The following is a 23,942-nucleotide window of genomic DNA, read 5'->3' as shown; positions in this document are numbered from 1 at the left end:
AGATGGGTCCCCGCTTTCGCGGGGATGACGATTGAGAAGCTTCGCGGGCAACGAAAAGTCCGCGCCATTCGAGGCTAAGCCCAGAATCAAAAACGGCGCCGCCCCTGGGGGCAGCGCCGTTTCGTATCTCTGGATCCGCCGAAGCGGGGCGTCGGCTTAGTAGCCTTCGCGCTCCATGCGCTTGCGCAGCAGCTTGCGGTGGCGGCGGACCGCTTCCGCCTTCTCGCGCGCGCGGCGCTCGGAGGGCTTCTCGTAGTTACGGCGCATCTTCATCTCGCGGAAGATACCCTCGCGCTGCATCTTCTTCTTGAGCGCGCGCAGGGCCTGATCGACGTTGTTGTCACGAACGAGAACTTGCAAGGACGCCTCTGCTCTCCAAACGGGGACAAAAAATAACGGGCCGGGTCGGATGCGAACCAGCTGAGGGGCGGGTGTATAACAGAGTTTCCGGTGGGTGTGAACCCTTATCGCGCAAGGCCTTAGCGCGTTTTGGCACAGTCCGCCGCCGCGCCCGACCCGCCTGGAATCGATTGAATAACAACAGGTTGCGGTCGGGCCGCCGCGCTGCCCCTAGAGGTCGCGGCTGGCGTCGGGGTCGATTGAATAATCATAGCGGGTCGCCAGATGGCCCGGGAGCCCGGCGACTCGCGCCTTCCAGGCCCGGAAGGCGGCAAAGGGCCCCAGATCGAACCCGCCTTCCTCGGCCCAGGCGCCATAGGCATAGACGGCGATATCGGCGATCGAATAGCGGCCGGCGAGGAAGTCGCGGCTCGCCAGATGGCGATCGAGGGCCTCGAGCGAGCGGATCCCGCGCTGGCGCCGGGCGGGCACGCCCGCCGCGTTGCGCTCGAGCTTCCCGGTCAGGGTCCAGTAGCGCAGGCTGCCGATCACCGGCTCGACATAGTTCTGCTCGAAGAACAGCCACTGCATCACCTTGGCCCGGTCGAAGCGGCCCTCCGGCAGATAGGTCGTGCCCTCCGCCAGATAGCAGAGGATGGCGTTCGATTCGGCGATGGCGCGGCCGGGCTCGACCTCCAGCACCGGCACGGTCCCGCCGGGATTGAGCGCCTGGAACTCGGGCTTGTGCTGCGCGCCCTGGAAGATCTCGACCATCCGGTGCTCATAGGGGAGATCGAGATGGGCCAGGAGCTGGCGCACTTTCCAGCCATTCTGCGAGGGAAGGTAGTCGTAGAGGCGGAGCATGGCACGAGCTCTCGGCTGCTGTGGCGACAGGAAGCACTTAGACCCTAGGCAAGGCGTCTGCCGAAAAACATCCGGTTCTTGCGGATGCCAGTTCGAGCGCCCACGTCCGAAAATCTCGAAACTCAGACCCCGCTGAATTTTCAAACGAAGTGCAACACCAGATTAGGGTGTTGCCATGGGAACAAAATACACTCAGCTCTCGGCCGAAGAGCGCGCCATCCTTGCCAGCCTTCAGGCCAAAGACCACTCGATCCGCCAGATCGCTGCAGCTCTGGATCGCCCAGCATCGACGATTTCTCGGGAGCTGAAGCGAAACACCGGCCGTCAGATCGGCTATCGGGCCGTCTACGCCCAGCAGCAGACCCGGGCCCGGCGCTGGCGAGGCTCGCGTCTGGAACGTGACGCCAAGTTGCGCCGGCAAGTCCTCGACGGCCTGAAGAAAGGCTGGTCGCCCGAGCAGGTCTGCGGCTGGCTCGAACGCCAGCAGGGCCGGCACGTCATCAGCCCGGAGAGCATCTACCGCTTCATCCAGGCCCAGATCACCCGCCACAAGGACTATCGCTGGCGCCATTACCTGCCCCGCGCCAAGAGCAAACGCGGCCGCCGCGGCCGCAAGGGCGGCAGCTCGGCCCTGCACATCCAAGATCGTGTTTCCATTGCAGAAAGACCCGCCGCCGTCGGGGACCGTTCGGTCGCCGGCAACTGGGAAGCCGATCTCATGATGTTCACCCGCTACGGCCAGGCCCTCCTCGCCTTGCATGAGCGATCCTCCCGCCTGCTCATCGTCGGCCGGTCCAACGGCAAGCATGCCGAGCCGATCGCCGACGCTATCGCCAGCTTGCTCGGGCCTCTGCCCCAATCCCTGCGCCAGACCATCACCTTCGACAATGGCACCGAGTTCGCCCGTCACTACGAGCTCCACCGCCTCGATATCCAGACCTTCTTCTGCGACCCCTATGCTCCCTGGCAGAAAGGGGGCGTCGAAAACGCCATCGGGCGATTGCGCCGCAACATCCCCAGAAAAACCAACCTCGACACCCTCACCACACGCCAACTCTCAAATCTGGTCCGCGCCTACAACAACACCCCGCGCAAATGCCTTGACTGGCACAGCCCCGCTGAAATCTTCTGCAGCCAAGTGTTGCACTTGGAGTGTGAATCCATCCCCTCCCCCTTGAGGGGGAGGTTAGGGTGGGGGGTGATCGTAGGACGCAATGAGCGCCAAACGGCCAGTGTCGTGAAGTCGTCACGCAGCCGACATCAACTCCAGCCGTTGCTGACCGAGCCCTGCATCCACCCCTCACCCCAGCCTCCCCCTCAAGGGGGGAGGTGAAAAGTCGCTGATCTTCCGCGATCCCACTCGATCCCCCATATTAGGGCCATGGCCATTCTCAAGATCGCCCGCATGGGGCATCCCGTCCTGCGCCGCCCGGCCGATCCGGTGGCGGATCCGACCGCTCCCGAGATCAGCCGGCTCGTCGCCGACATGCTGGAGACGCTGGCCGATGCCGGCGGCGTCGGGCTCGCGGCGCCCCAGGTCCATGTCCCCTTGCGCGTCGTCATCTTCGAAGTGCCGCCCCACCGCGCGGGCGAGGGCGGGCCCGTGCCGATGACCTGCCTGATCAATCCGGTCATCGAGCCGCTCGATGAGGAGAAGGCGCTGGGCTGGGAGGGCTGCCTCTCGGTACCGGGCCTCACCGGCGCCGTGCCGCGCTGGCGCCATATCCGCTATCGCGGGCTCGGGCTCTCGGGCGAGACGATCGAGCGCGAGGCGCGCGACTTCCATGCCCGCGTGGTGCAGCATGAATGCGACCATCTCGACGGCACGCTCTATCCGCAGCGCATGACCGACCTGTCGCTGCTCTCCTTCGTCGAGGAGATGAAGCATGGCGCGCCGCCGATCCAGGCCACCGGCACACCGGGCGAGGATTAAGCCATGAAACCCGCTGACGCCAATCGCGATGTCTATGTGGCGCTGCTGCGAACCGTGCTGCGCCATGTGCCCTTCGACGGCTGGAGCCCGGCCGCGCTCAAGGCCGGGGCCGCCGATCTCGGGCTCGATCTCCCCAAGGCGCTGCTGCTGGTGCCGGGCGGCATGACGGAGCTGGCGGCGCTCTTCCACGAGGAGGCCGACCGGCAGATGCTGGAGGCGCTGGCCAAGCGCGACCTGGCTTCGCTCAAGATCCGCGAGCGCGTCGCGCTCGCCGTGCGGCTGCGGCTCGAGCCCTGGAACGCCGATCGCGAGGCGGTCCGCCGCCTGCTGGGCTTCCTCGCCCAGCCGCAGGAAGCGCCGCGCGCGGCCAAGCTGCTCTATCGCACGGTCGATGCGATCTGGCACGGCATCGGCGACCGCTCCACGGACTACAACTTCTACACCAAGCGCGCGCTGCTCGCGGGCGTCGTCAGCAGCACCGCGCTCTACTGGCTCGACGACAAGTCGGAGGGCTGCCGCGAGAGCTGGACCTTCCTCGACCGGCGCATCGCCGACGTGATGAAGATCCCGCAACAGATCGGCCGCGCGAAGAAGCTGTTCGAGAAGCTGCCCGACCCGGCGCGGATTCTGCGGCGCTTGAGGCGCGGCAACGCAGCGTAGCAAAGAATCTCTCGCCCCCTCCCCCTGCGGGAGGGGGTAGGGGGAGGGGTGCCGCGGCCGCGATTTTGCAGACCCCTCGTAGAGTTGAAAATCCCAAGAAAAATCTCGGGATGGGTTTATCGCGGCTACTCACACGTCATCTAAACTCCCTTGCGTCGCTAACGGCAGGGCGGACGCAGCGTCGATGCATTGGGAACGAGTCTACACTGTAAACGGGTTCTGGGATGGCCCTCGGCTGGGCGTGGCCGACTACCAGGGAAAGCCGCATATCTACGAGTCTGAATTCAGCGAAACCCAGGACGACTATTCAGGTCTCTTCCGGTTATCAGAGGTAGAGTCGGCCCTTCTTGCGTTGATCCTAGAAGACTGGGAAATCTGGCAAGGGTGGGAAGCGGACTTTAAGCAAGGAAAAGTGGGATTGGAGACTCACCCCGCCTTCCCTCTCAGGGATCAGCGCTCTGCGGAGCTGAGACGACTGATCGGTGATCGACTGCGTGCCGATCCACAGAGCCCAATCGTCAAGCGAGCCGAATTCCGATATCGAGACAACGAGATTGAGGTGGGTTGGTACGATCCGGAGCCTTCATGATAGTCGATACCTGCCAACGCGCGCAGAGAATGAAATGACGAGTCTAAGTCGAGAGGCGGCTGATATCCTGCGGCAGCACCCCTCCCCCTACCCCCTCCCGCAAGGGGAGGGGGCGTGAGTTTTTCGGTTCTTCGGCCTTGGATTCTTCCCCTTACCGCTTCGGCGTGAGCCGGGTCACATGGCCCATCTTGCGGCCGGGGCGGGGTTCGGCTTTGCCGTAGAGATGGAGCTTGGCGCCGGGCTCGGCGAGGATCTCTTTCCAGGCCAGCACGTCGTCTCCCAGGAGGTTCTTCATCACCGCGTCCGAATGGCGCTCGACCGAGCCCAGCGACAGGCCGCAGACGGCGCGGATGAACTGCTCGAACTGGCTGGTGATGCAGCCATCGATCGACCAGTGGCCCGAATTATGCGGGCGCGGCGCCAGCTCGTTGACCAGCACCTCGCCATCGTTGGTCACGAACATCTCGACCGCGAGCAATCCGATCAGCCCCAGCTCCTCGGCGATATGCCGGCCGATCGCTTCCGCGCGCATGGCGACGGTGGGCGTCACGCGCGCCGGCACGATCGTGGTGTCGAGGATGTGATGGCGATGCTGGTTCTCGACCGGCTCATAGGCGACGACATTGCCGTCGAGCGCGCGGGCGACGATGACCGAGATCTCCAGCCGGAAATCGACGAAGGCCTCGAGGATGCCGATCGAGGCCCCCATCTTGGCCCAGGCGTCCTCGGGCCTGCTGTCGGCGTCGATCCGCACCTGGCCCTTGCCGTCATAGCCGAACTGCGCCGATTTCAGGATCGCGGGATGGCCGATCTCGCGCAGCGCGCGCTCCAGGCTCTCGGCCCGCGCCACTTCCATATAGCGCGTGGTCGGCACCTTGATGGCGGCGAGGAAGTCTTTCTCGCGCAGCCGCTCCTGGCAGATATGGAGCACGCGCGGTGCGGGGCGCGTCGGCTTCAGCCGGGCCAGGGCCTCGGCGGTGCGGCTCGGCACATTCTCGAACTCGAAGGTGACGACATCGACCGCCGCGGCGAAGCGCGCGAGGGCCGCCTCGTCCTCGTAGGGCGCGATCGTCGCGGCGTTCGAGACATAGGTCGCCGGGTTGTCGCCGGGCGGGCAATAGATATGGGTCTTGAAGCCGAGCCGGGCCGCGGCCATCGCCGCCATGCGCCCGAGCTGGCCGCCGCCGAGGATGCCGACGGTCGATCCCGGCGCGATCACTTGGCCCTTGTCGGCCGAAGCGGTGGCGCCCTTCGCGGCGTGGCTGCTGCTCATCGAGGGCTCGGCGCGTCCATGATGGGCTTTTCGGCGACTGCGGCCGTGCGCGCCTCGCGCCAGGCCTCCAGCCGCTTGTCGAGTCGCTTGTCCGCCAGCGCCACCACCGCGGCGGCCAGGAGGGCGGCATTGATGGCGCCGGCCTTGCCGATGGCGAGCGTGCCCACCGGGACGCCCGCCGGCATCTGGACGATCGAGAGCAGGCTGTCGAGCCCCTTGAGTGCCTGGCTCTCCACCGGGACGCCCAGAACCGGCAAGGTGGTCATGGACGCCGTCATGCCGGGCAGGTGGGCTGCCCCGCCGGCGCCCGCGATGATCGCCTTCAGGCCGCGTTTCTTTGCGCTCTGGGCATAGCTGTAGAGGCGCTTGGGCGTGCGATGGGCCGAGACGATCCGGACCTCGTGCGGCACGCCCAGCTCGTCCAGCGTGCTGGCGGCGTGGCGCATGGTATCCCAGTCGCTCTGGCTTCCCATGATGATGCCGACCGACGGTGCCGTCTTGGCCATGCGCGCTTCGCCTCGCTCCCCAGATCCCGGCCCCTTGATCCCAACCGGGCCCCGCCCCGGCGGGAGCGCGACATTATAGGGGGGAGGGGTGGGGTGGCAAGGCGCGGAACCGCGCGGGATTCCTGGCGTTTTGACCGGAGAGTCCGGTCGTTCTAGGCGATGATGTCGGGCAGCAGCTGGCTCTCCAGCTTGATGATCTGGTCCTTGAGCGCAAGCTTGCGCTTCTTCAACCGCTGCACCTGCAGCTGGTTGAAAGGTGCCGTCATCTGCAGCTGGGCGATCACGTCGTCCAGATCGCGATGCTCGCTGCGCAGCTCTTCGAGCCGGCGGCGCAAATCCTCTTGCCCCAACATCCAGGCTCTCCGGTGCAGGCGGGATGGCCGGGAGTATAGTCGAGCCCGACCCCGGATACTATGCGTCCGGCCCGAGTCGATTCTCCCTTGTCGGTCGCCACGCCTTGTACAGATCACAGCCAGCCCCGACACTGATTAACCAAGATTGCGTTCCCAGACTCGGCCTTGCGGCCCATCGGGATTCCATGACGCCCATCAGGGAGACGCCTCGCGCATGACCAAGCGAATCGGAATTCTCACCAGCGGCGGCGATTGCGCCGGGCTGAACGCCGTCCTGCGGGCCGTTGTCCTCCATGCGACCAGCAACAAGGGCTGGGAGGTGATCGGGCTGCATCAGGGCACGGCGGGGCTGATGGCGCGGCCGGTATCGGCCGAGCGGCTCGACCCCTACACCATGACGACGGTGCTGCTGCGCCAGGGCGGGACGGTGCTCGGCACCACCAACCGCGGCGATCCCTTCGCCTTTCCGATGGCGGACGGGCATAGCGTGGACCGGTCCGAGGAGGTGATCGAGGGCTATCGCCAGCTCGGCCTCGACGCCGTCATCGGCATCGGCGGCGACGGCTCCTTCAAGATCCTGCGCCGGCTCGCCCAGCAGGGCGGCCTCAATCTGGTCGGCATCCCGAAGACCATCGACAACGATCTCGGGCTGACCGAGATCTCGGTCGGACATGACACCGCCGTACAGGTGGCGACCGAAGCGCTGGATCGGCTGCAGCCGACGGCCGCCAGCCATGACCGCGTGATGGTGCTGGAGGTGATGGGGCGCGACGCCGGCCATATCGCCCTCTCTGCCGGCATCGCCGGGGGCGCCGACGTGATTCTCATTCCCGAGATTTCCTATCGCATGGAGCGCGTGGCGGCGAAGATCGACGACATCAAGCGGCAAGGCCGGAATTTCGCGCTGGTGGTGGTGGCGGAAGCGGTGCCGACCGAGAGCGGCGAGCCGGTCACGCGGATCCATGTCGGCGGCAAGGCCACCTATGGCGGCATCGGTCACTATGTCAGCGAAAGGCTCGCGGCGATGACCGGAGCCGAGACCCGCGTTACGGTGCTGGGTCATCTGCAGCGCGGCGGCCCGCCCGACGCCCGCGACCGGATCATCGCGCAGGCCTTCGGCGTGCATGCCGTGGACCTGATCGAGGCCGGCAAGTTCGACCGCATGGTGGCCTGGCAGAACCGGCGCGTGATCGACGTGTCGATCCTCGAGGCGACCGAGCACAGCCAGGTGGTCGATCCGAAAGGCACGCTGGTGCACACGGCCCGCGGGCTCGGTATTTCATTCGGGGATTAGCAATGGAGTTCGAAAAACGATCATGAGCGGCGATGCAAAACGCGGGTTCTGGGAATTCAGCCTGGCGCATTACGGCAAGCCCGGCCTTTCACCGGCGGTGATCGGCCTGCAGGACCGGCTCGGCGCCGACGTCAATCTGCTGCTCTATGGCTGCTGGGCGGCCGCCGAGGGTCGCGCCTTGGGCGACGCCGACATCGCCAGGGCGGAAGCCACGATCCAGCTCTGGCGCGAGCAGGTGGTGGAACCGCTGCGCGCGGTGCGGAACCGCCTGAAGCAGGGCGTGGCGCCGGTCCCGACCGATGCGGGCATGGCCTTGCGCAAGCGCGTGCTGGAAGCCGAGATCGCTGGCGAGGAACTGGCGCAGAATGCCTTGGCCGCCCTGCTGCCGGAAGCGAAGGCCGCCGGGAACGCCGCCGCCGCGGCGCGTCATCACATCGACCGCTATCTCGCGCGCCTGGCGAAGCCGCCGGGCACGGAGGATCAGGCGGCGGTGGAGACGCTGATCAGGGCGTGTTTTGGGTGAGGGTTGGAAGATAGAGACACATCTTGTTCCCTCCCCCGTCTTGCGCAGGAGTGTCCGGGGAAAGTTTTCATGAATCGTATCAAAGTGTTGGCGCATATGGATTAGACGTGATCCGTGGGCGTGCGAGACTTAGAACAATAAAAATGAGTCGTTTGAATCCCTTGAGTCCGTTCCCCGGACAGTCCTGCGTCTTGCGGGGGAGGGCTAGGGAGGGGGAAGACGCCGATCTCGCCGTCCCCCTCCCTAACCCTCCCCCTGAAAAGGGGGAGGGAACAGTTATCTTAATCTTCTGTCTTCTTCTGACCGGCCTCAGTCCTCGTCCGCCTCAATCCTCTTCGCTCTCCCCGCGGCCGCGCGCTTTCCGCGAGCGCGGGCTCAGCGGCGGGCCTTGCCAGCGTTTGACGGCGCCGGTGTCGAGGCCGAAGAGATCGCAGACGCGGCCGACGCTGTGATCGACCATCTCCTCGATCGTCCTGGGTCTCGCATAAAAGGCCGGCACCGGCGGCGCGATGATGGCACCCATTTCGGAGAGGGCCGTCAGGTTGCGCAGATGGCCGGTATGGAGCGGCGTCTCGCGCAGCATGAGCACGAGGCGGCGGCGTTCCTTCAAGGTCACGTCGGCGGCGCGCGTCAGCAGCGACGAGGTCACGCCGGTCGCGATCTCCGACATGGTCTTGATCGAGCAGGGCGCGATCACCATGCCCAGCGTCGGGAAGGAGCCGCTCGAAATCGGCGCCGCCATTTCGTGGATGCCGTGCGTCGCATCGGCCAGCGCCCGCACCTCCGTCACCTTCAAATCGGTCTCGTAGGCGATGGTGAGCTCGGCCGCGCGCGAGATCACCAGATGGACCTCAACCGGCAGGGGTCGCAGCGCCTGCAGCAGGCGAATCCCGAGGATGGCGCCCGACGCCCCGCTCATGCCGACGATCAGCCGGGTCGCAGGGCTCTCTGCCGCGGATTCCTTGGGGTTTCGCCGTACCATGCCGATCTCGTTTACAACCGCCTCGGGGCGGCGTTAGCATTGTTTCGTTGATCGGCCTCGGAACCCGGAAAGGAGGTACTCGCATGTCCGCAATGGAACATGTCGAAGCACTCAAGACGAAGCATTCCGACCTCGATAAACTGATCGCCGAAGAAGAGTCCCGGCCGCATCCGGACGATATCCGGATCACCGAACTTAAGCGGCAAAAGCTCAAAATCAAAGACGAAATCAATCATTTGGCTCCTCACTGACGACGCACTGACGCTCGTCTGAGCCGGATTTCGTCCGCTGCCTGACTTGGGCTGCAGGCGGCAAGGTTTCACTCGTATCCTTGCACCCCATCGTGAGAAGGATCGCGCCCGGCGGTCTTGCGCCCGCTGTCTCCGCGCGTTTCCTCAGGCGCCCTCGGGAAAGCTCGCCTGCTGGTTTTCCGGCGCGTCAAAGACGCGCACCAGCCCCGAGCGGCCGGCGAGCGCGTCCGCGATCCGGATGCGCGTGCGCAGGTTCATCGGCTCGGGCAGGCGATCGGGCGCGAAGAATCCGATCGCCGAAATCTCGCCGTCGGGCGCCCAGGGTTCGCTGCCGATCGAGTGCCCGATGAAGGCCAGCACCAGATCGTCGTCATAGGTGCGCGAATAGGCGCCGACGAAACGCTCGACCTGGATGCGATGGCCGGTCTCTTCGCGCACCTCGCGATGCAAGGCCTCGAGCGGCGATTCCTTCGGCTCGACCCGCCCGCCCGGTTGCGACCAGACGCGACCGGCATAGTTCTGGCGCACCAGCAGCAGATGGCCCGCCGCGTCCAGGATCGTGGCGAAGACGCCGATATTGGCCATGGAGGAAACTGCCTGGGATCGAGGAGGGGCTGGCAAGGAATCGATGCGCCTTGCCCCGCGGGCCGGCGCTCCCGCATCATGCCGCCGGCCCCGCATCGCGTCAAAGCCGGGCCGCATCAAATCGAAGGAGTGCCGCTTTCATGCAGCTTCAGCTCGCCACCTGGCCCGAGGTCGAATCCTATCTGACCCGCAGCCAGGGCATCATCATGCCGATCGGCTCGACCGAGCAGCACGGTCCCAACGGCCTCGTCGGGACCGATGCGATCTGCGCCGAGGAAGTGGCCAAGGGCGTGGGCGACCGCACCGGGGCGATGGTGGCGCCCACCATCTCGGTCGGCATGGCGCAGCATCATCTGGGCTTTCCGGGCTCCATGACCCTGCGGCCCTCGACCCTCATCGCCGTCGTGCGCGACATGGTGGAATCCCTGGCCGTCCATGGCTTCCGACGCTTCTTCTTCCTCAACGGCCATGGCGGCAATATCGCGACGCTGACCGCGGCCTTCTCCGAGATCTATGCCGGCGCCAGCCTGGCGCCCGCGAGCGGCGCTGCCGCCAACATGCCGGCGATCCGCTGCCGCCTGAAGAACTGGTGGGAAGCGAAACAGGTCGGCGCGCTGTCGCGCGAGCTCTATGGCCGCGCCGAGGGCAGCCATGCCACGCCCTCGGAAGTGTCGATGACCTGGGCCGCCTATCCCGAGGCCGCAAAGCCGATGACGCTCGATCCGGAGATCGCGCCCTCGGGCGATTTCGCCGACGCGGCCGACTATCGCCGCAAGTTTCCCGATGGCCGCATCGGCTCCAACCCCGGCCTTTCCTCGGTCGAGGCGGGCCAGCGCATCCTCGAGGCCGCGATCGCCGGCATGGCGGCCGAGTATGAAAGCTGGCTGAAGGACGCCTGAGGGCGGGGAACCCGCGCGGCTTTACCCGGACGGGGCGATTGGGCAGAGTCGGCGCATCGACGGGCCCGATCGAGCAATGAGCGCCCGAAAAGAAGAACCGGGGGACGTCATGGCTAGCCGTTACGCAGACATCCATCGCCGCTCGCTCGAGGATCCGGAGGGATTCTGGAGCGAGGCCGCGGGCACCATTCATTGGGAGAAGCGCTGGGACAAGCTGCTCGACGACAGCCGCCCGCCCTTCTATCGCTGGTTTGCCGGCGGCGTGCTCAACACCTGCTACAACTGCCTCGACCGCCATGTCGCGGCGGGACGGGGCCAGCAGGCGGCGCTGATCTATGACAGCGCCATGACCGGCGAGACGCGCAGCTTCACCTATGCGGAGCTGACCGATCTGGTGGCGCGCTTCGCCGGCGTGCTCGCAGGCCAGGGCGTCGTCGAGGGCGATCGCGTCATCCTCTATATGCCGATGGTGCCCGAGGCCGCGATCGCGATGCTCGCCTGCGCACGCCTCGGCGCGATTCATTCGGTGGTGTTCGGCGGCTTCGCGCCGGCGGAGCTGGCGACGCGGCTCAACGACGCCAAACCCAGGATCGTGGTCTCGGCCTCCTGCGGTCTCGAGCCCGGCCGCGTCCTGCCTTACAAGCCCCTGCTCGACGCCGCGATCGATCTCGCCCAGTTCAAGCCGGAGCGCTGCATCATCCTGCAGCGCCCGCAGGCCAGGGCCGAGATGAAGCCCGGCCGCGATCTCGATTGGGAAGAAGCGGCCGCCGCCGCCAGGCCGGCGGCCTGCGTGCCCGTGGCCGCGACCGATCCGCTCTATGTACTCTACACCTCCGGCACCACCGGCCAGCCCAAGGGCGTGGTGCGCGACAATGGCGGCCATGCGGTGGCGCTGCAATGGAGCATGAAGAACATCTACGGCATCGAGCCGGGCGAGGTGTGGTGGGCGGCCTCCGATGTGGGCTGGGTGGTCGGTCATTCCTACATCGTCTATGCGCCGCTGCTGCAGGGCTGCACCACGGTACTGTATGAGGGCAAGCCGGTCGGCACGCCCGACGCCGGCGCCTATTGGCGCGTGATCCAGCAGCACAAGGTCTCGGCGCTCTTCACCGCACCCACGGCCTTTCGCGCGATCAAGCGCGACGATCCCGACGCGAAGCTCCTGCGCAACTACGACATGCGCAGCTTCCGCACCCTCTTCCTCGCGGGCGAGCGGTCCGATCCGGCGACGCTCGAATGGGCCGAGGCCCATCTCAAGGTGCCGGTCATCGATCACTGGTGGCAGACCGAGACGGGCTGGCCGATCGTCTCGAACTGCATGGGCATCGAGCAGTTCCCGGTCAAGCATGGCTCGCCGACCAAGGCGGTGCCGGGCTGGGACGTGCGGGTGCTGAATGCCGAGGGCCAAGAGGTCAAGCACGGCGATATCGGGGCGCTCGTCTGCAAGCTGCCGCTGCCGCCGGGCACCTTCCCGACCTTGTGGAACGCCGAGCAGCGCTTCTTCGATTCCTACCTGCGCGCCTATCCCGGCTATTACAACACCGGCGATGCCGGCTTCATCGACGCGGACGGCTATGTCTATGTGATGGCGCGCACCGACGATGTGATCAACGTCGCGGGGCACCGGCTCTCGACCGGCGCCATGGAGGAGGTGCTGGCGGCTCATCCCGACGTGGCCGAATGCGCCGTCATCGGCGCCCATGACGAGCTCAAGGGGCAGGTGCCGCTGGGCTTCCTCGTGCTCAAGGCCGGCGTGTCGCGCGACGCGCATCAGATCGTCGACGAAGCCGTAGCGCTGGTGCGCGAGCGCATCGGCCCGGTCGCGGCCTTCAGGACCGCGGCCGTGGTGAAGCGCCTGCCCAAGACGCGCTCGGGGAAAATCCTGCGCGGCACCATGCAGAAGATCGCCGATGGCGAGGAATACAAGACGCCCGCCACCATCGACGATCCGGCGATCCTGCCGGAGATCGGCGAAGCGCTGCAGGGCGTGGGCTACGGCAAGGGTCAGAGCAAGGGCTGAACGGGCCGATGACGGGTTCCGCCGCTGAGCTTCGGCCTGACCCTGGCTTTCGCTTGCGCGCTGCGGTGCCTGCGGATGGCGACGCGATCGCAGCGCTGCTGCACGAGGCCTTCGCGTCCTATGACGGAAAGCTCCAGCCCCGGCCCGGCGCCTTGTCGGAGACGGGCCCCGGCATCGCGGCGGCGCTGGTAAAAGGGGCGGGCAGCGTCGCGGAGGCCGGCGGTCTTCTGGTCGGCTCCGTGCTCTGGCATCCGGAAGGCGAGGGTTTCTATCTCGGCCGGCTCGCGGTCAGGCCAGGCTGGCGGCGTCGCGGTATCGCGCGCGCCCTGGTCGGCTCGGTCATCGCCGCGGCGCAAGGCGCGCGCGTCCGCCAAGTGACGCTCAATGTGCGCATTCTGCTGCCTGACAACATTGCGTTCTTTGAAAGCATGGGCTTCGCGCCCATCGCGGCCCGCGCCCATCCGGGCATGGATCACCCGACCTACTATGTGATGATCCGCTCGCTCGATTGAGCATCAGGCCGCCGCTCTTCGACGCTTCTCGGCCGTCTGGATTCCGCTGCGCGTTTCCAGGGTCGCTCCCGGTCGACTTCGGCGGCGTTTGCGCCAGATCAATGCCTTTGCCGTGAACAGATTGCAAACTTTCACTTAACTGTCAGTGTCGGCAGTTTGGAATGGACTTTCACGCCGACGCGGGTCGTTGGCGCGTTCCTCATGTCCCATCAGGAGGCTTCGATGACGTTCGAGATTCCTCGCCCTCTCAAAATCGAGCATGAAGAACTGCATGCAGAACTGGCGAAGGCCACCAAGGCGGGAGGCCAGACGGGAGAGGCTGCCAAGGCGGTTGCAAAAGTCCTGCATCCTCACTTCGTGAAGGAGGAGGAATACGCTTTGCCTCCCCTCGGTCTTTTGGTGCCGCTGTCTCAAGGCAAGGTCGAGAAAGGAATGGCTGCAGCGCTCAAGATGACCGACAGGCTCGAAGTCGAGTTGCCCGGGATGTTGGCCGAGCACAAGGCGATCGTCGCGGCATTGGGACATCTCGTCGATGCCGCGAGGGCCGAGAACAAGCCGGATGTCGCGCAGTTTGCCGAGAAGCTGATCCTGCACGCTCAGGCAGAGGAGCAGGTCTCCTACCCGACGGCGCTGCTGGTCGGCCGCTATCTCAAAGCCAAGCTGGCGGCGGCCTGACGGACCCGGCGCCTCGCCCTCCGCTGCCTTGCTCGCGCTTGACACGGACATCGGGGGTCAGCTTCGTCGCGCAGTCGCAATGACTGTGTCCCCGGATCGCGCCCGGGGATCACAGTGAAGCGGTAGCCAGCGAGGCGGGTTTACGATCCCGACGAGCCGCCCGACTTCTGCATGAAGGCGGCGATGTCGAAGCCGCCGAGCATCGAGCGGTCCTTGGTCTCGGTCGTGGGCTCGGCCGGTGTCTCCGGCACGGGCGCCGGCGGCGTGTCGCCTTCGGGCGGCTTGCCGAGCGCCTTGCGCGCGCGGGCGACGGCGGCGTTCAGGTCGGTCTGGGTGCAGAGCCCGAGCAGCACCGGATCGCGCGGCTTCAGGTTCGACGAGTTCCAGTGGGTGCGGTCGCGCACCGCCGCGATCGTGCTCTTGGTGGTGCCGATCAGGCGCGCGATCGCGGCATCGCCCAGCTCGGGGTGATGGCGAACCAGCCAGGCCACCGCATCGGGCTTGTCCTGGCGCTTGGAGACCGGCGTGTAGCGCGGGCCCTTGGTGCGCGGCAGCGGCTGCGGGATGTTCTGGCGCAGCAGCTTCAGATGCAGCGTCGGATCCTTCTGCGCGCGCTCGATCTCGTCCATCGTGACCTGGCCGTTGGCGACGGGGTCGAGCCCGACAATGCCGATCGCGACCTCGCCATCCGCGATGCCCTGGACCTCGAGCGGATGCAGGCTGCAGAACTCGGCGATCTGCTCGAAGCTCAGCGCGGTGTTCTCCACCAGCCATACGGCGGTTGCCTTGGGCATCAGCAGACGGGCCATTTCATCTCTCCTCGAAATCCAACGGTGGACCGGCGGTAAAATCGGATGCGGCTCAAGGGGCGCCGCCCTCCGCGGGGAATACCCGGGAAGACGGCCGCGAGCCGGTTCGACTTATATGGGATCGCGGCGCCGGCCGCCCAAGCGGTCCGGACCGGGCGGGAATAGCATTTGAGGCCCGCCGCCGCCATAGGAAATTGCGGCGGCCTTCCCGGATCCGGCCGATTCCGAAAAATCCTGACAGCCCAAGCACATAGGGCTCGGACGACGGACTTTCGCGCCGGTTCAGACCGTCAGCACGATCTTGCCGATATGGGCGCTCGATTCCATCAGCCGGTGGGCCGCCGCGGCCTCCGCCAGCGGGAAGGTCTTGTAGAGGATCGGCTGGACGCGGCCGGCCTCGATCAGCGGCCAGACCCGGTCTTTCAGAGCGTTGGCGATGGCGCCCTTCTCGGCGACCGAGCGCGGCCGCAGCGTCGAGCCGGTCAGGGTCTGGCGCTTCATCATCAGGGGCGCGAGGTCGAGCTCGACTTTGCTGCCTTTGAGGAAGGCGATCTGGACGATGCGGCCCTCCATCGCCAGGCATTTCAGGTTCCGCGCGAAATAATCGCCGCCGACCATGTCGAGGATGACATTGACGCCCCTGCCCTCGGTCATCTCCATCGCCGCCGCGACGAAGTCCTCGGCGCGGTAATCGACGGCGCGTTCGGCGCCCAGGGAGCGGCAGGCCGCGGCCTTGTCGGCGCCGCCCGCGGTCGCGATCACGCGCGAGCCCAATTGGGCTGCCAGTTGGATCGCGGTGGTGCCGATGCCGCTGCTGCCGCCATGGACGAGGAACACCTCGCCGGGCTTGAGGGCGCCGCGCTCGAACACATTGGTCCAGACGGTGAAGAAGGTTTCGGGAATGGCCGCCGCCTGGATCAGATCCAGCCCGCGCGGGACCGGCAGGCATTGCGGCGCCGGCACCGCGCAATACTCGGCATAGCCGCCGCCGGCAACGAGCGCGCAGAGCTTGTCGCCGATCTTCCAGGGGCCGGCCTCGCCGCCGCTCGCCACCACCTCGCCCGCGATCTCGAGCCCCGGGATGTCGGTGGCGCCGGGCGGCGGCGCGTAATTGCCCTGGCGCTGCAGCACATCGGGCCGGTTCACCCCGGCGGCGGCAACCTTGATTAACAGCTCGCCCACGCCCGGCTTCGGCATCGACCGGCGCTGCGGCACCAGGGCTTCGGGCCCGCCTGGCGTCGGAATGGCAATGGCGGTCATCTCGGCGGGCAGCGCGACGGTCATGAGGGGCCTCGGGATGGCTAGTGGGGGCGCGGCGCGGCTCGCATCCGCGGGGGTGACCCCGCGGGGCTTCTGCGTCGGGCGGTGGGTCGATTAGAGTGTCGTCATCTACACTGGCGCCGGAAACGAGCGCAAGCCGCCCCGCGGAGGACGCGATGGATCCCGAAGAGCTGGAACCCCGCAAGGCAGCCCCGAAGCTGCGCGATCTCGAACCGCTCTCGGTCGCCGAGCTCGAAGGCTATATCGACGAGCTCAAGGGCGAGATCCGCCGCGTCGAGGCCAAGATCGCCGCCAAGCGCAGCCACCTCGGCGCCGCGGCGGCTTTCTTCAAGAAACCCTGAAGCGGCCCGCCCGTGACAGCAAGAACCGACCAAAACGGGGCCTTTTTGGAATTAATTCATTGATATAAAATGCTTTATTTTTGATCGTTGCGTTAACGAATCCTCAAGGACTCTCGGTAATGATTCGCGTCAGACGGGTTCGTTCAGCGAGCCTCTCTCTTGGGTCCTTCGGATCCATGTTTGCGCCTCCCTGTCTGACTTGAGCCGCCCGGCATCGCTCGGCGGCTCTTTTTTGTCCGGGTTTGGTGCCGCTGCATAAAAATATATTCTCCCCCCGCGACGCAGCCTTCGCACGCGCGTCGCTGCAGCGATATCGCGACCGGAGACTGTGGCGTTCCTGCATCCTGTGGCCGGAAAAACACCACATCCCGAGCGGCCGCGTAGGACATTTCGTAAACGCGCCGGGGCCAATCGTTCGACGTCCAACAAATGTCAATGAGCCGCTGCGCGCATCGCGGGTGAATCAAACGGGTCGTTGCAAGTCAACCACAATCTCGGCTTGACGATGCGGCCTTCTGCCACCTAACGTTCCCGGCGCTGAAGCAAGTTAGACAGGTTGAGGCTCAGATAAAAAAATAGGCCGCCGGTTCCGAACAGGAATCGAGCGGCCTTCTTCTTTCCGGGCACCGTTTCGCCACCGACGCTTCGCGAAAATTTTCCTCGATTGCCGGTCTGCAGCCCGACGCGATAGCTCTCTCGCGCTTGCCGTCGCTCCGTGTCTATGGTGAGAAGGCGCGAAGGCTCGTGATCTCTCGCGAGCGCTGTTCCTCGAAAGCATCGATGCCATGGCCGATCCGAAATCGCTCAAGTTCGACAGCCTCAGCCTGCATGCGGGCCAGCGGCCCGATCCCGTCACCGGCGCGCGCGCCGTGCCGATCTATCAGACGACCTCCTATGTGTTCGAGAATGTCGATCACGCGGCGTCGCTGTTCAATCTCGAGCAGACCGGCCACATCTATTCACGCATCTCCAACCCGACGGTGGCCGTGCTCGAGGAGCGCATCGCGGCGCTCGAGGGCGGTGTCGGTGCGGTCGCGTCCGCGAGCGGCCATGCGGCCTTCGTGATGGCGATCACCACGCTCATGGGATCGGGTGGCCATATCGTCGCCTCGGCCTCGCTCTATGGCGGCAGCGTCAATCTGCTGAAGCTCACGCTGCCGCGCTTCGGCATCGAGACCACCTTCGTGAAACCGCGGGACATCGACGGCTTCCGCGCCGCGATCCGGCCCGAGACGCGGCTCGTCTTCGGCGAGACCATCGGCAATCCCGGCCTCGAGCTGCTCGATCTCGAGAAGGTCGCCGACATCGCGCATGCGGCGGGCCTGCCGCTGCTGATCGATTCCACCTTCTCGACGCCCTATCTCAACCGCCCGTTCGAGCATGGGGTCGATCTGCTGCTGCATTCGGCGACCAAATGGCTGGGCGGCCACGGCCTCGCGATCGGCGGCCTCCTGGTCGACAGCGGCAAGTTCGACTGGGAGAAGTCGGGCAAGTTCCCGACCCTGACCGAGCCCTATGCGGGCTATCACGGCGTCGATTTCGCCGAGGAGTTCGGGCCGGCGGCCTTCATCCTGCGCGCCCGGCTCGAGGGCTTGCGCGATTTCGGCGCCTCGATGAGCCCCGCCAACGCCTTCTATATCCTGCAGGGCATCGAGACCCTGCCGCTGCGCATGGCGCGCCATGTCTCGAATGCCGAAAAGGTGGTGGCGGCGCTGAAGGCCAATCCGGCCGTCGCCTGGATCAATTATCCGGGGCTGCCCGATCATCCGGACCACGCGCTCGCCATGCGGCTCTTCCCGAAAGGGGCGGGCTCGATGGTCAGCTTCGGCGTCAAGGGCGGGCGCGAGGCCGGCCGGCGCTTCATCGAGGCGCTCAACCTCGCCTCGCATCTCGCCAATGTCGGCGATGCCAAGACCCTCATCCTGCATCCGGCCTCGACCACCCATCGCCAGATGGATGCCGAAGCCTTGCAGAAGGCCGGCGTCGGCGAAGACATGATCCGGCTCTCGGTCGGGCTCGAGGATCCCGAGGACATCGTGGCCGATATCGCCCAGGCGCTTCGCGCCTCGCAGAAGGGCTGAGGCAGGAACCATGGCAATCCAGTTCAAGGTGGCGGGCCGCAAGGTCGAGGCTTCGACCGGCGGCTACGAATTCGATCCCGCGAAGCCGGGCCTGATCCTCATCCACGGCGCCGGCATGGATCACAGCGTCTGGAGCACGATCGCGCGCTATTTCGCCAATCATGGCCGCGCCGTGCTGGTGCCCGATCTCCCGGGCCATGGCGGCAGCGAAGGCCCGCCGCTTCCCTCCATTCCCGCCATGGCCGACTGGGTGCTGGCGCTGGCGGACGAGGCGCGGCTCACCCAACTCGCGCTTGCCGGCCACAGCATGGGCGCGCTGATCGCACTGGAGGCCGCTGGCAAGGCGCCCGACCGCGTCGCCACACTGGTACTGCTGGGGGCCGCGGCGCGCATGCCGGTCCATCCCGACCTGCTGGCGGCCGCGCGCGCCGGCGATCATCGCGCCATCGACATGATCGTGTCCTGGGCCCATGGCCCGGTCGGCAGCATCGGCGGCCAGCGCGCACCGGGCCTCTGGACGCTCGGCGGCGGCGTGCGCGTGCTGGAACGCGGGCCCAAGGGCGCGCTCGCCAACGACCTCGCCGCCTGCGACGCCTATCAGGGCGCGGCCGTGGCGGCGGCCAAGGTGCGCTGCCCGACCTTGCTCGTGCTGGGCTCGGACGACCGCATGACGCCCATCAAGGCCGCGATCCCGCTGAAGGAGGCGATGCCGCAGGCCAAGCAGATCGTGCTGCCGGAGACCGGGCATATGATGATCACCGAGCGCGCGAACGAGACGATCGCGGCGATGCGGACGGTGATCGGGTAGAAGCGGTGCTGCGCAGCAACTCTGTCGTCGTCGTGATCTTCCGCCTGCTCTCGCTGTCATTCCCGCTCTCAATTGTCACCCCCGCGAAAGCGGGGGCCCATGTCGATCCAGCGGCGTCGGTTGAGAGTTGGGTCCCCGCTTTCGCGGGGATGACAATTGAGAAAAAAGAGCCGGACGATGTCTCGTCCGGCTCTCCGTCATTCAGCTGCGTCTGTTATCGAGACGGCGTCAGGCCGCCTGGTTCTCGAGCACGGTCGCCTGCTTCGGCGCGACGGTCTCGATCTTCACGGTGCGGGGCTTCTTCGCCTCCGGCACTTCCTTCACGAGATCGACATGGAGCAGGCCGTTGACGAGGCTGGCGCCGGAGACGCGGATATGTTCCGCGAGTTCGAAACGCCGCTCGAAGGCCCGGCCGGCGATGCCGCGATGGAGGAACTTCTTCTCCTCCTCGGTCTTCGCGATCTTGCCGGTCACGACCAGGCTGTTGTCCTGGGCCGTGATGGTGATGTCGCTCTCGCTGAAGCCCGCCACCGCCATGGTGATGCGGTAGGCGTTCTCACCGGTTTTCTCGATGTTGTAGGGCGGGTAGCTGTTCTGGCCCTCATCGGCACGCAGCGCCGATTCGAGCAGACGGGTCACGCTGTCGAAGCCGACAGTGGAACGATAGAGCGGGGAAAAATCGAAGGTACGCATGGCCATATTCTCCTTTGAGCCATATGGGTTCCGATCCCGAAGATCACTCTGAAGAGTCGACCCTCGGCCGTTACGGTCGTCTGTCGGACCCGATCATCGGCGCCCGACAGACCACGATATGGGGAGGGAAAATGACCCCCGCAAGGGGCGGGAAACCCCTTGAAAACCGGGTTTTTCCGCGACTCGGTCTTAGTGCTTTCGGCTTGCAAGCCGGGCCAAAGAGTTTCTTAATTCCAGCGGGGCAGGCTGGCGGTTTGCCAGCCCGCAGGTGGCGAGGGTCCCCCGCGCGGGCGCCCCTCCATGGGGACCGGCAGATTCGCTCGACGGAAGATCAGGAAGAACGCCTTCGATGACGAACAGCCCGACCCCCGTCGCCTTCTTCGACCGCACCTATGACGAGGCGATGGCCCTCATCCGCGAAGCCCGCGATTATTTCGCCGAGCGCCAATGGCAGCCGGCGAGCCCGAGCCGCGCCGCGGTGGAACTGGTGACGAGCTGCGAATCCATGCGCCTCACCGCGCGCCTGACCCAGATCATCGCCTGGCTCCTGGTGCAGAAGGCGGTCCATGCCGGCGAGCTCAGCCGCGACGACGCGACCAGGCCCGAGCACCGGCTGGGCGGGCGCAGCATCTGCGAGATCGAGGGACCCTGGAGCGAACTGGGACTGCCGCAGCGGCTGCAGACGCTGCTCGAGCGCAGCCTCAGCCTCTATCACCGCATCGCGCGGCTCGACGATCTGGCCGCCGACATGGCGCGGGCACCTGCCATCCCCGCGGCGCGCCACTAGCCTTCGACGCGGGCCCCCAAAAGCAACAGGGCGCCCTTATGAGGGGCGCCCCGGAAATCCGTTCGCGGATGCTCGGCGATCAGCTGTTCTTCAGGCCGATGCCGGAGAAGCGCTTCTTGAACTTCGCGAGCTGGCCGCCGCTGTCCATCAGGCGATGGACGCCGGTCCAGGCCGGGTGCGACTTCGGGTCGATGTCGAGCCGCAGCGTGTCGCCGGGCTTGCCGTAGGTCGACCGGGTCTTGTAGGCGGTCCCATCGGTCATCACGATGTTGATCTCGTGATAATCGGGATGAATGTCTTTCTTCATGATCCTGGCGCTCCGTCGCGAGAGGGGAGGCTTATAGGCCAAGCCCCGGGCGGAACGCAACAGTTCTGCGCAAAAGCCGCCCTGCGGCCAAAAATCCCATGCTCCTTCAGGGGCTTGGCTCACGGCCCCGTGACCGGACGACGCCTTGCCAAGGGCCCCGCGTAAGCCTAATCAGGAGCGCCCGGAACCTCGCCGATCAGCCCGGGTGAGACCTCCCGGGAGTGCCAATGCCGCCCATGGACGAGACCAGTTTCGAGCGCGCCGCCGAGAAGACGCTCCAGCAATTGATGGCGGCCCTGGAGGAGGCCCTCGACGACGAGGCCGAGGTCGATCTCGAAGGCGGCATCCTGACGGTCGAACTCGAAGCCGGGGGTACCTATCTCCTGAACATGCACCGCCCGAACCGGCAGATCTGGTTGTCCTCGCCCAAGAGCGGCGCCTGGCATTTCGATGCCGATCCGGCGGCCCCCGGGCATTGGCGGTCGACCCGCGGCGGCGAGCGGCTGCATGACCTGCTGGCGCGCGAGCTCGGCCACGACCTGGCGCCTCGCTGACATGCAGATCGTGGACCGGACGGCATCATGAGCTTCCAGAACAGCGCCAGCACCCGCGCCCGCAATGCGGGTCGTCCCGGCAGCCGCAAGCTCGGCACGCTGTGGCAGCTCGCGCGCTTCCTCAAGCCCTACAAGCTGCAGCTCGCGGCGGCGTCGGTGGCGTTGACCGTCGGCGCGCTCACGGTGCTGGGGTTGGGGCAGGGGTTGCGCGGCCTGATCGACAGCGGCTTCGGCACCGGCAATACGGCGCTGCTCGACCAGGCGGTGGTGCTGATGCTGGGCGTGACGGCGCTGCTCGCGGTCGCGACCTATGCGCGCTACTCGCTGGTCTCCTGGGTCGGCGAGCGCGTCGTGGCCGATGTCCGCCGCGCGGTGTTCGACCATGTGGTGACCTTGAGCCCGACCTATTTCGAGACCACGCGCGCGGGCGAGGTGCTGTCGCGGCTCACCACCGACACCACGCTGCTGCAGGTGGTGGTGGGGTCGTCGGTCTCGGTCGCGCTGCGCAACGGCCTCATGTTCCTCGGCGGGGCGGCGATGCTGGCCGTCACCAGCGCCAAGCTGACGGGGCTGGTCTTCCTGGTCGTGCCGCTGGTGATCCTGCCGATCGTCGTGTTCGGGCGCATGGTGCGCCGGCGTTCGCGCGCCACCCAGGACCAGATCGCCGCCATCAGCGCCGAGGCAAACGAGGTGCTGCAGGAGATCCGGATCGTCCAGGCCTTCAATCACGAGGACGAGGACCGCAAGCGCTTCGGGACCCGTGTCGAGGCCACCTTCCAGACGGCGCTCACCTATATCCGGGCACGCGCCTGGCTGACGGCGCTGGTGATTTTCCTCGTCTTCGGCGCCATCAGCATCATTCTCTGGATCGGCGGCCATGATGTGCTGGCGGGACGGATCAGTGCCGGCCAGCTCTCGGCCTTCGTGTTCTATGCCGTGGTGGTCGCAGGCTCGGTCGGCTCGATCAGCGAGGTCTATGGCGACCTGCAGCGCGCCGCCGGCGCGATGGAGCGGCTCTCCGAGCTGCTCCAGGCCCAGTCCGAGATCCGCGCGCCCGCGAACCCCGTGGCCCTGCCCGAACCGCCGCGCGGCACGGTCGCGTTCGAGAATCTGCGCTTCTTCTATTCGAGCCGGCCCGATCGCCCGGCGCTCGACGGCGTGAGCTTCACGGTCGAGAAGGGCGAGACCGTGGCGCTGGTGGGGCCCTCGGGCGCCGGCAAGACGACCTTGTTCCAGCTGCTGCTGCGCTTCTACGACCCGCAGGAGGGCACGATCCGCCTCGACGGCGTCGATCTGCGCGCGGCCGATCCGGCGGCGGTGCGGGCGCGGCTGGGGCTGGTGCCGCAGGAGGCGGTGATCTTCTCCGGCTCGATGCGCGAGAACATCCGCTACGGCCGGCCCACGGCGAACGACACCGAGGTCGAGGCGGCGGCCGAGGCGGCTTACGTGCTGGAGTTCGCGCGCCAGCTGCCGCAGGGCCTCGACACCGAGCTCGGCGAGCGCGGCGTGCGGCTCTCCGGCGGCCAGCGCCAGCGCGTCGCCATCGCGCGCGCGATCCTGCGCGATCCGGCGGTGCTGCTGCTCGACGAGGCGACCAGCGCGCTCGACGCCGAGAGCGAGCGGCGCGTGCAGGACGCGCTGGAAAAGCTCATGATGCGGCGCACGACGCTGGTCATCGCGCACCGCCTCGCCACCGTGCTCAAGGCCGACCGCATCGTGGTGCTGGACCAGGGCCGCGTCGTCGCCACCGGCAGCCACGCCGACCTGATGCGCTCGGACGGGCTTTACAAGCGCTTGGCGACCTTGCAGTTCGACCAGCCGCTCGCGGTCTCGGCAGCAGCGCAAGCGGCGCAGGGGTAGCGCGCACTTATGGTCATCCCCGCGAAAGCGGGGACCCATCTTGATCCAAGTCACCAGGCTTAGAGTTGGGTCCCCGCTTTCGCGGGGATGACAATTGAGTGCGTGGACGCGGCAGGTGCGAATTTAGGTCAGTTCACGCCCCCTCCCCTTGCGGGAGGGGGTA

General features: G+C 66.6%; 27 protein-coding genes and 1 pseudogene. 17 read left to right on the top strand and 11 right to left on the bottom strand.

The window, feature by feature from the left end; genetic code table 11:
- Positions 1–156: 156 nt before the first annotated feature.
- Together rpsU and FRZ44_RS20785 are read right to left on the bottom strand one after the other, a co-directional pair.
- Positions 157–360 (bottom strand): 30S ribosomal protein S21, encoded by a 204-nt coding sequence (gene rpsU / locus FRZ44_RS20790; RefSeq protein WP_151119368.1) that lies wholly within the window; start codon positions 358–360, stop codon positions 157–159.
- Positions 361–570: 210 nt separating this feature from the next.
- Complete coding sequence (locus FRZ44_RS20785) at positions 571–1,203, bottom strand: glutathione S-transferase family protein (protein WP_151178977.1); 633 nt, start codon at positions 1,201–1,203, stop codon at positions 571–573.
- A 175-nt stretch (positions 1,204–1,378) separates the two neighbouring features.
- Between FRZ44_RS20785 and FRZ44_RS20780 the strand changes: the two are divergent.
- From FRZ44_RS20780 to FRZ44_RS20765, 4 genes and pseudogenes are all read left to right on the top strand, one after another.
- Positions 1,379–2,386: pseudogene (locus tag FRZ44_RS20780) on the top strand (IS30 family transposase); the annotation flags it as partial.
- 198 nt (positions 2,387–2,584) lie between these two features.
- On the top strand, positions 2,585–3,136 hold the full coding sequence (gene def / locus FRZ44_RS20775; RefSeq protein WP_151178976.1) for a peptide deformylase: 552 nt from the start codon (positions 2,585–2,587) through the stop codon (positions 3,134–3,136).
- 3 nt (positions 3,137–3,139) lie between these two features.
- Complete coding sequence (locus FRZ44_RS20770; RefSeq protein WP_151178975.1) at positions 3,140–3,796, top strand: COQ9 family protein; 657 nt, start codon at positions 3,140–3,142, stop codon at positions 3,794–3,796.
- Between the two features lie 241 nt (positions 3,797–4,037).
- Complete coding sequence (locus tag FRZ44_RS20765; RefSeq protein ID WP_151178974.1) at positions 4,038–4,385, top strand: hypothetical protein; 348 nt, start codon at positions 4,038–4,040, stop codon at positions 4,383–4,385.
- A gap of 151 nt (positions 4,386–4,536) precedes the next feature.
- Here the strand turns inward: FRZ44_RS20765 and FRZ44_RS20760 are convergent, their stop codons facing one another.
- The 3 genes from FRZ44_RS20760 to FRZ44_RS20750 all read right to left on the bottom strand — a co-directional run bounded on the left by FRZ44_RS20760 (position 4,537) and on the right by FRZ44_RS20750 (position 6,517).
- Positions 4,537–5,658: a 5-(carboxyamino)imidazole ribonucleotide synthase gene (locus FRZ44_RS20760; protein WP_151178973.1), complete on the bottom strand. Its 1,122-nt coding sequence runs from the start codon at positions 5,656–5,658 to the stop codon at positions 4,537–4,539.
- A complete protein-coding gene (purE, locus tag FRZ44_RS20755) occupies positions 5,655–6,164 on the bottom strand; it encodes a 5-(carboxyamino)imidazole ribonucleotide mutase (protein ID WP_151178972.1) in 510 nt (169 codons plus the stop codon). The genes FRZ44_RS20760 and purE overlap by 4 nt, the downstream gene beginning before the upstream one ends.
- A 152-nt stretch (positions 6,165–6,316) precedes the next feature.
- Positions 6,317–6,517, bottom strand: coding sequence for a YdcH family protein (locus FRZ44_RS20750; RefSeq protein WP_151178971.1), 201 nt, complete (start codon positions 6,515–6,517; stop codon positions 6,317–6,319).
- Between the two features lie 214 nt (positions 6,518–6,731).
- On the opposite strand from FRZ44_RS20750, the gene FRZ44_RS20745 reads away from it, so the two are divergent.
- Positions 6,732–7,811: an ATP-dependent 6-phosphofructokinase gene (locus FRZ44_RS20745; protein ID WP_151178970.1), complete on the top strand. Its 1,080-nt coding sequence runs from the start codon at positions 6,732–6,734 to the stop codon at positions 7,809–7,811.
- Between the two features lie 22 nt (positions 7,812–7,833).
- Positions 7,834–8,334: a TIGR02444 family protein gene (locus FRZ44_RS20740; RefSeq protein ID WP_151178969.1), complete on the top strand. Its 501-nt coding sequence runs from the start codon at positions 7,834–7,836 to the stop codon at positions 8,332–8,334.
- Between the two features lie 325 nt (positions 8,335–8,659).
- Here FRZ44_RS20740 and FRZ44_RS20735 read toward each other — a convergent pair whose 3' ends face one another.
- On the bottom strand, positions 8,660–9,316 hold the full coding sequence (locus tag FRZ44_RS20735) for a UbiX family flavin prenyltransferase (protein ID WP_151178968.1): 657 nt from the start codon (positions 9,314–9,316) through the stop codon (positions 8,660–8,662).
- An 83-nt stretch (positions 9,317–9,399) separates the two neighbouring features.
- On the opposite strand from FRZ44_RS20735, the gene FRZ44_RS20730 reads away from it, so the two are divergent.
- Complete coding sequence (locus tag FRZ44_RS20730; RefSeq protein ID WP_151178967.1) at positions 9,400–9,567, top strand: YdcH family protein; 168 nt, start codon at positions 9,400–9,402, stop codon at positions 9,565–9,567.
- Positions 9,568–9,711: 144 nt separating this feature from the next.
- Here the strand turns inward: FRZ44_RS20730 and FRZ44_RS20725 are convergent, their stop codons facing one another.
- Positions 9,712–10,152, bottom strand: coding sequence for an NUDIX domain-containing protein (locus FRZ44_RS20725; RefSeq protein WP_191908220.1), 441 nt, complete (start codon positions 10,150–10,152; stop codon positions 9,712–9,714).
- A gap of 140 nt (positions 10,153–10,292) precedes the next feature.
- Between FRZ44_RS20725 and FRZ44_RS20720 the strand changes: the two genes are divergently transcribed.
- From FRZ44_RS20720 to FRZ44_RS20705, 4 genes are all read left to right on the top strand, one after another.
- On the top strand, positions 10,293–11,051 hold the full coding sequence (locus tag FRZ44_RS20720; RefSeq protein ID WP_151178965.1) for a creatininase family protein: 759 nt from the start codon (positions 10,293–10,295) through the stop codon (positions 11,049–11,051).
- Positions 11,052–11,160: 109 nt separating this feature from the next.
- The gene (locus tag FRZ44_RS20715; RefSeq protein ID WP_151178964.1) at positions 11,161–13,071 is read left to right on the top strand and encodes a propionyl-CoA synthetase; all 1,911 of its coding nucleotides are present in this window, start codon (positions 11,161–11,163) and stop codon (positions 13,069–13,071) included.
- A 53-nt stretch (positions 13,072–13,124) separates the two neighbouring features.
- Complete coding sequence (locus FRZ44_RS20710; RefSeq protein ID WP_191908219.1) at positions 13,125–13,583, top strand: GNAT family N-acetyltransferase; 459 nt, start codon at positions 13,125–13,127, stop codon at positions 13,581–13,583.
- 222 nt (positions 13,584–13,805) lie between these two features.
- Complete coding sequence (locus FRZ44_RS20705) at positions 13,806–14,258, top strand: hemerythrin domain-containing protein (RefSeq protein WP_151178962.1); 453 nt, start codon at positions 13,806–13,808, stop codon at positions 14,256–14,258.
- A gap of 140 nt (positions 14,259–14,398) precedes the next feature.
- Here the strand turns inward: FRZ44_RS20705 and FRZ44_RS20700 are convergent, their stop codons facing one another.
- Together FRZ44_RS20700 and FRZ44_RS20695 are read right to left on the bottom strand one after the other, a co-directional pair.
- Entirely contained in the window at positions 14,399–15,067 is a 669-nt protein-coding gene (locus FRZ44_RS20700) for a DUF1013 domain-containing protein (RefSeq protein WP_151178961.1), read from the bottom strand.
- Between the two features lie 282 nt (positions 15,068–15,349).
- Positions 15,350–16,351 (bottom strand): NAD(P)H-quinone oxidoreductase, encoded by a 1,002-nt coding sequence (locus FRZ44_RS20695; RefSeq protein ID WP_225308373.1) that lies wholly within the window; start codon positions 16,349–16,351, stop codon positions 15,350–15,352.
- 152 nt (positions 16,352–16,503) lie between these two features.
- Here FRZ44_RS20695 and FRZ44_RS20690 point away from each other — a divergent pair, with 152 nt between their 5' ends.
- The 3 genes from FRZ44_RS20690 to FRZ44_RS20680 all read left to right on the top strand — a co-directional run bounded on the left by FRZ44_RS20690 (position 16,504) and on the right by FRZ44_RS20680 (position 19,578).
- Entirely contained in the window at positions 16,504–16,689 is a 186-nt protein-coding gene (locus FRZ44_RS20690; RefSeq protein WP_151178960.1) for a DUF1192 domain-containing protein, read from the top strand.
- Positions 16,690–17,474: 785 nt separating this feature from the next.
- Positions 17,475–18,770, top strand: coding sequence for an O-acetylhomoserine aminocarboxypropyltransferase (locus FRZ44_RS20685; protein ID WP_151178959.1), 1,296 nt, complete (start codon positions 17,475–17,477; stop codon positions 18,768–18,770).
- A gap of 10 nt (positions 18,771–18,780) precedes the next feature.
- Positions 18,781–19,578: an alpha/beta fold hydrolase gene (locus tag FRZ44_RS20680; protein WP_151178958.1), complete on the top strand. Its 798-nt coding sequence runs from the start codon at positions 18,781–18,783 to the stop codon at positions 19,576–19,578.
- Positions 19,579–19,806: 228 nt separating this feature from the next.
- Here the strand turns inward: FRZ44_RS20680 and FRZ44_RS20675 are convergent, their stop codons facing one another.
- On the bottom strand, positions 19,807–20,271 hold the full coding sequence (locus FRZ44_RS20675; protein WP_151178957.1) for an Hsp20 family protein: 465 nt from the start codon (positions 20,269–20,271) through the stop codon (positions 19,807–19,809).
- Between the two features lie 349 nt (positions 20,272–20,620).
- On the opposite strand from FRZ44_RS20675, the gene FRZ44_RS20670 reads away from it, so the two are divergent.
- Positions 20,621–21,058: a DUF1465 family protein gene (locus FRZ44_RS20670; RefSeq protein ID WP_151178956.1), complete on the top strand. Its 438-nt coding sequence runs from the start codon at positions 20,621–20,623 to the stop codon at positions 21,056–21,058.
- Positions 21,059–21,137: 79 nt separating this feature from the next.
- Here FRZ44_RS20670 and rpmE read toward each other — a convergent pair whose 3' ends face one another.
- The gene (rpmE, locus tag FRZ44_RS20665) at positions 21,138–21,365 is read right to left on the bottom strand and encodes a 50S ribosomal protein L31 (protein ID WP_151178955.1); all 228 of its coding nucleotides are present in this window, start codon (positions 21,363–21,365) and stop codon (positions 21,138–21,140) included.
- A gap of 227 nt (positions 21,366–21,592) precedes the next feature.
- Here rpmE and cyaY point away from each other — a divergent pair, with 227 nt between their 5' ends.
- Both cyaY and FRZ44_RS20655 read left to right on the top strand, forming a co-directional pair.
- Entirely contained in the window at positions 21,593–21,919 is a 327-nt protein-coding gene (cyaY, locus tag FRZ44_RS20660; RefSeq protein WP_151178954.1) for an iron donor protein CyaY, read from the top strand.
- Positions 21,920–21,946: 27 nt separating this feature from the next.
- A complete protein-coding gene (locus FRZ44_RS20655; RefSeq protein ID WP_151178953.1) occupies positions 21,947–23,779 on the top strand; it encodes an ABC transporter transmembrane domain-containing protein in 1,833 nt (610 codons plus the stop codon).
- Positions 23,780–23,942 lie beyond the last annotated feature (163 nt).

It is taken from the genome of Hypericibacter terrae, from assembly GCF_008728855.1.
GTDB lineage: Bacteria > Pseudomonadota > Alphaproteobacteria > Dongiales > Dongiaceae > Hypericibacter > Hypericibacter terrae.
The sequence above is the reverse complement of the archived record's forward strand: the minus strand, read 5'-3'. Positions and strand labels throughout refer to the sequence as shown.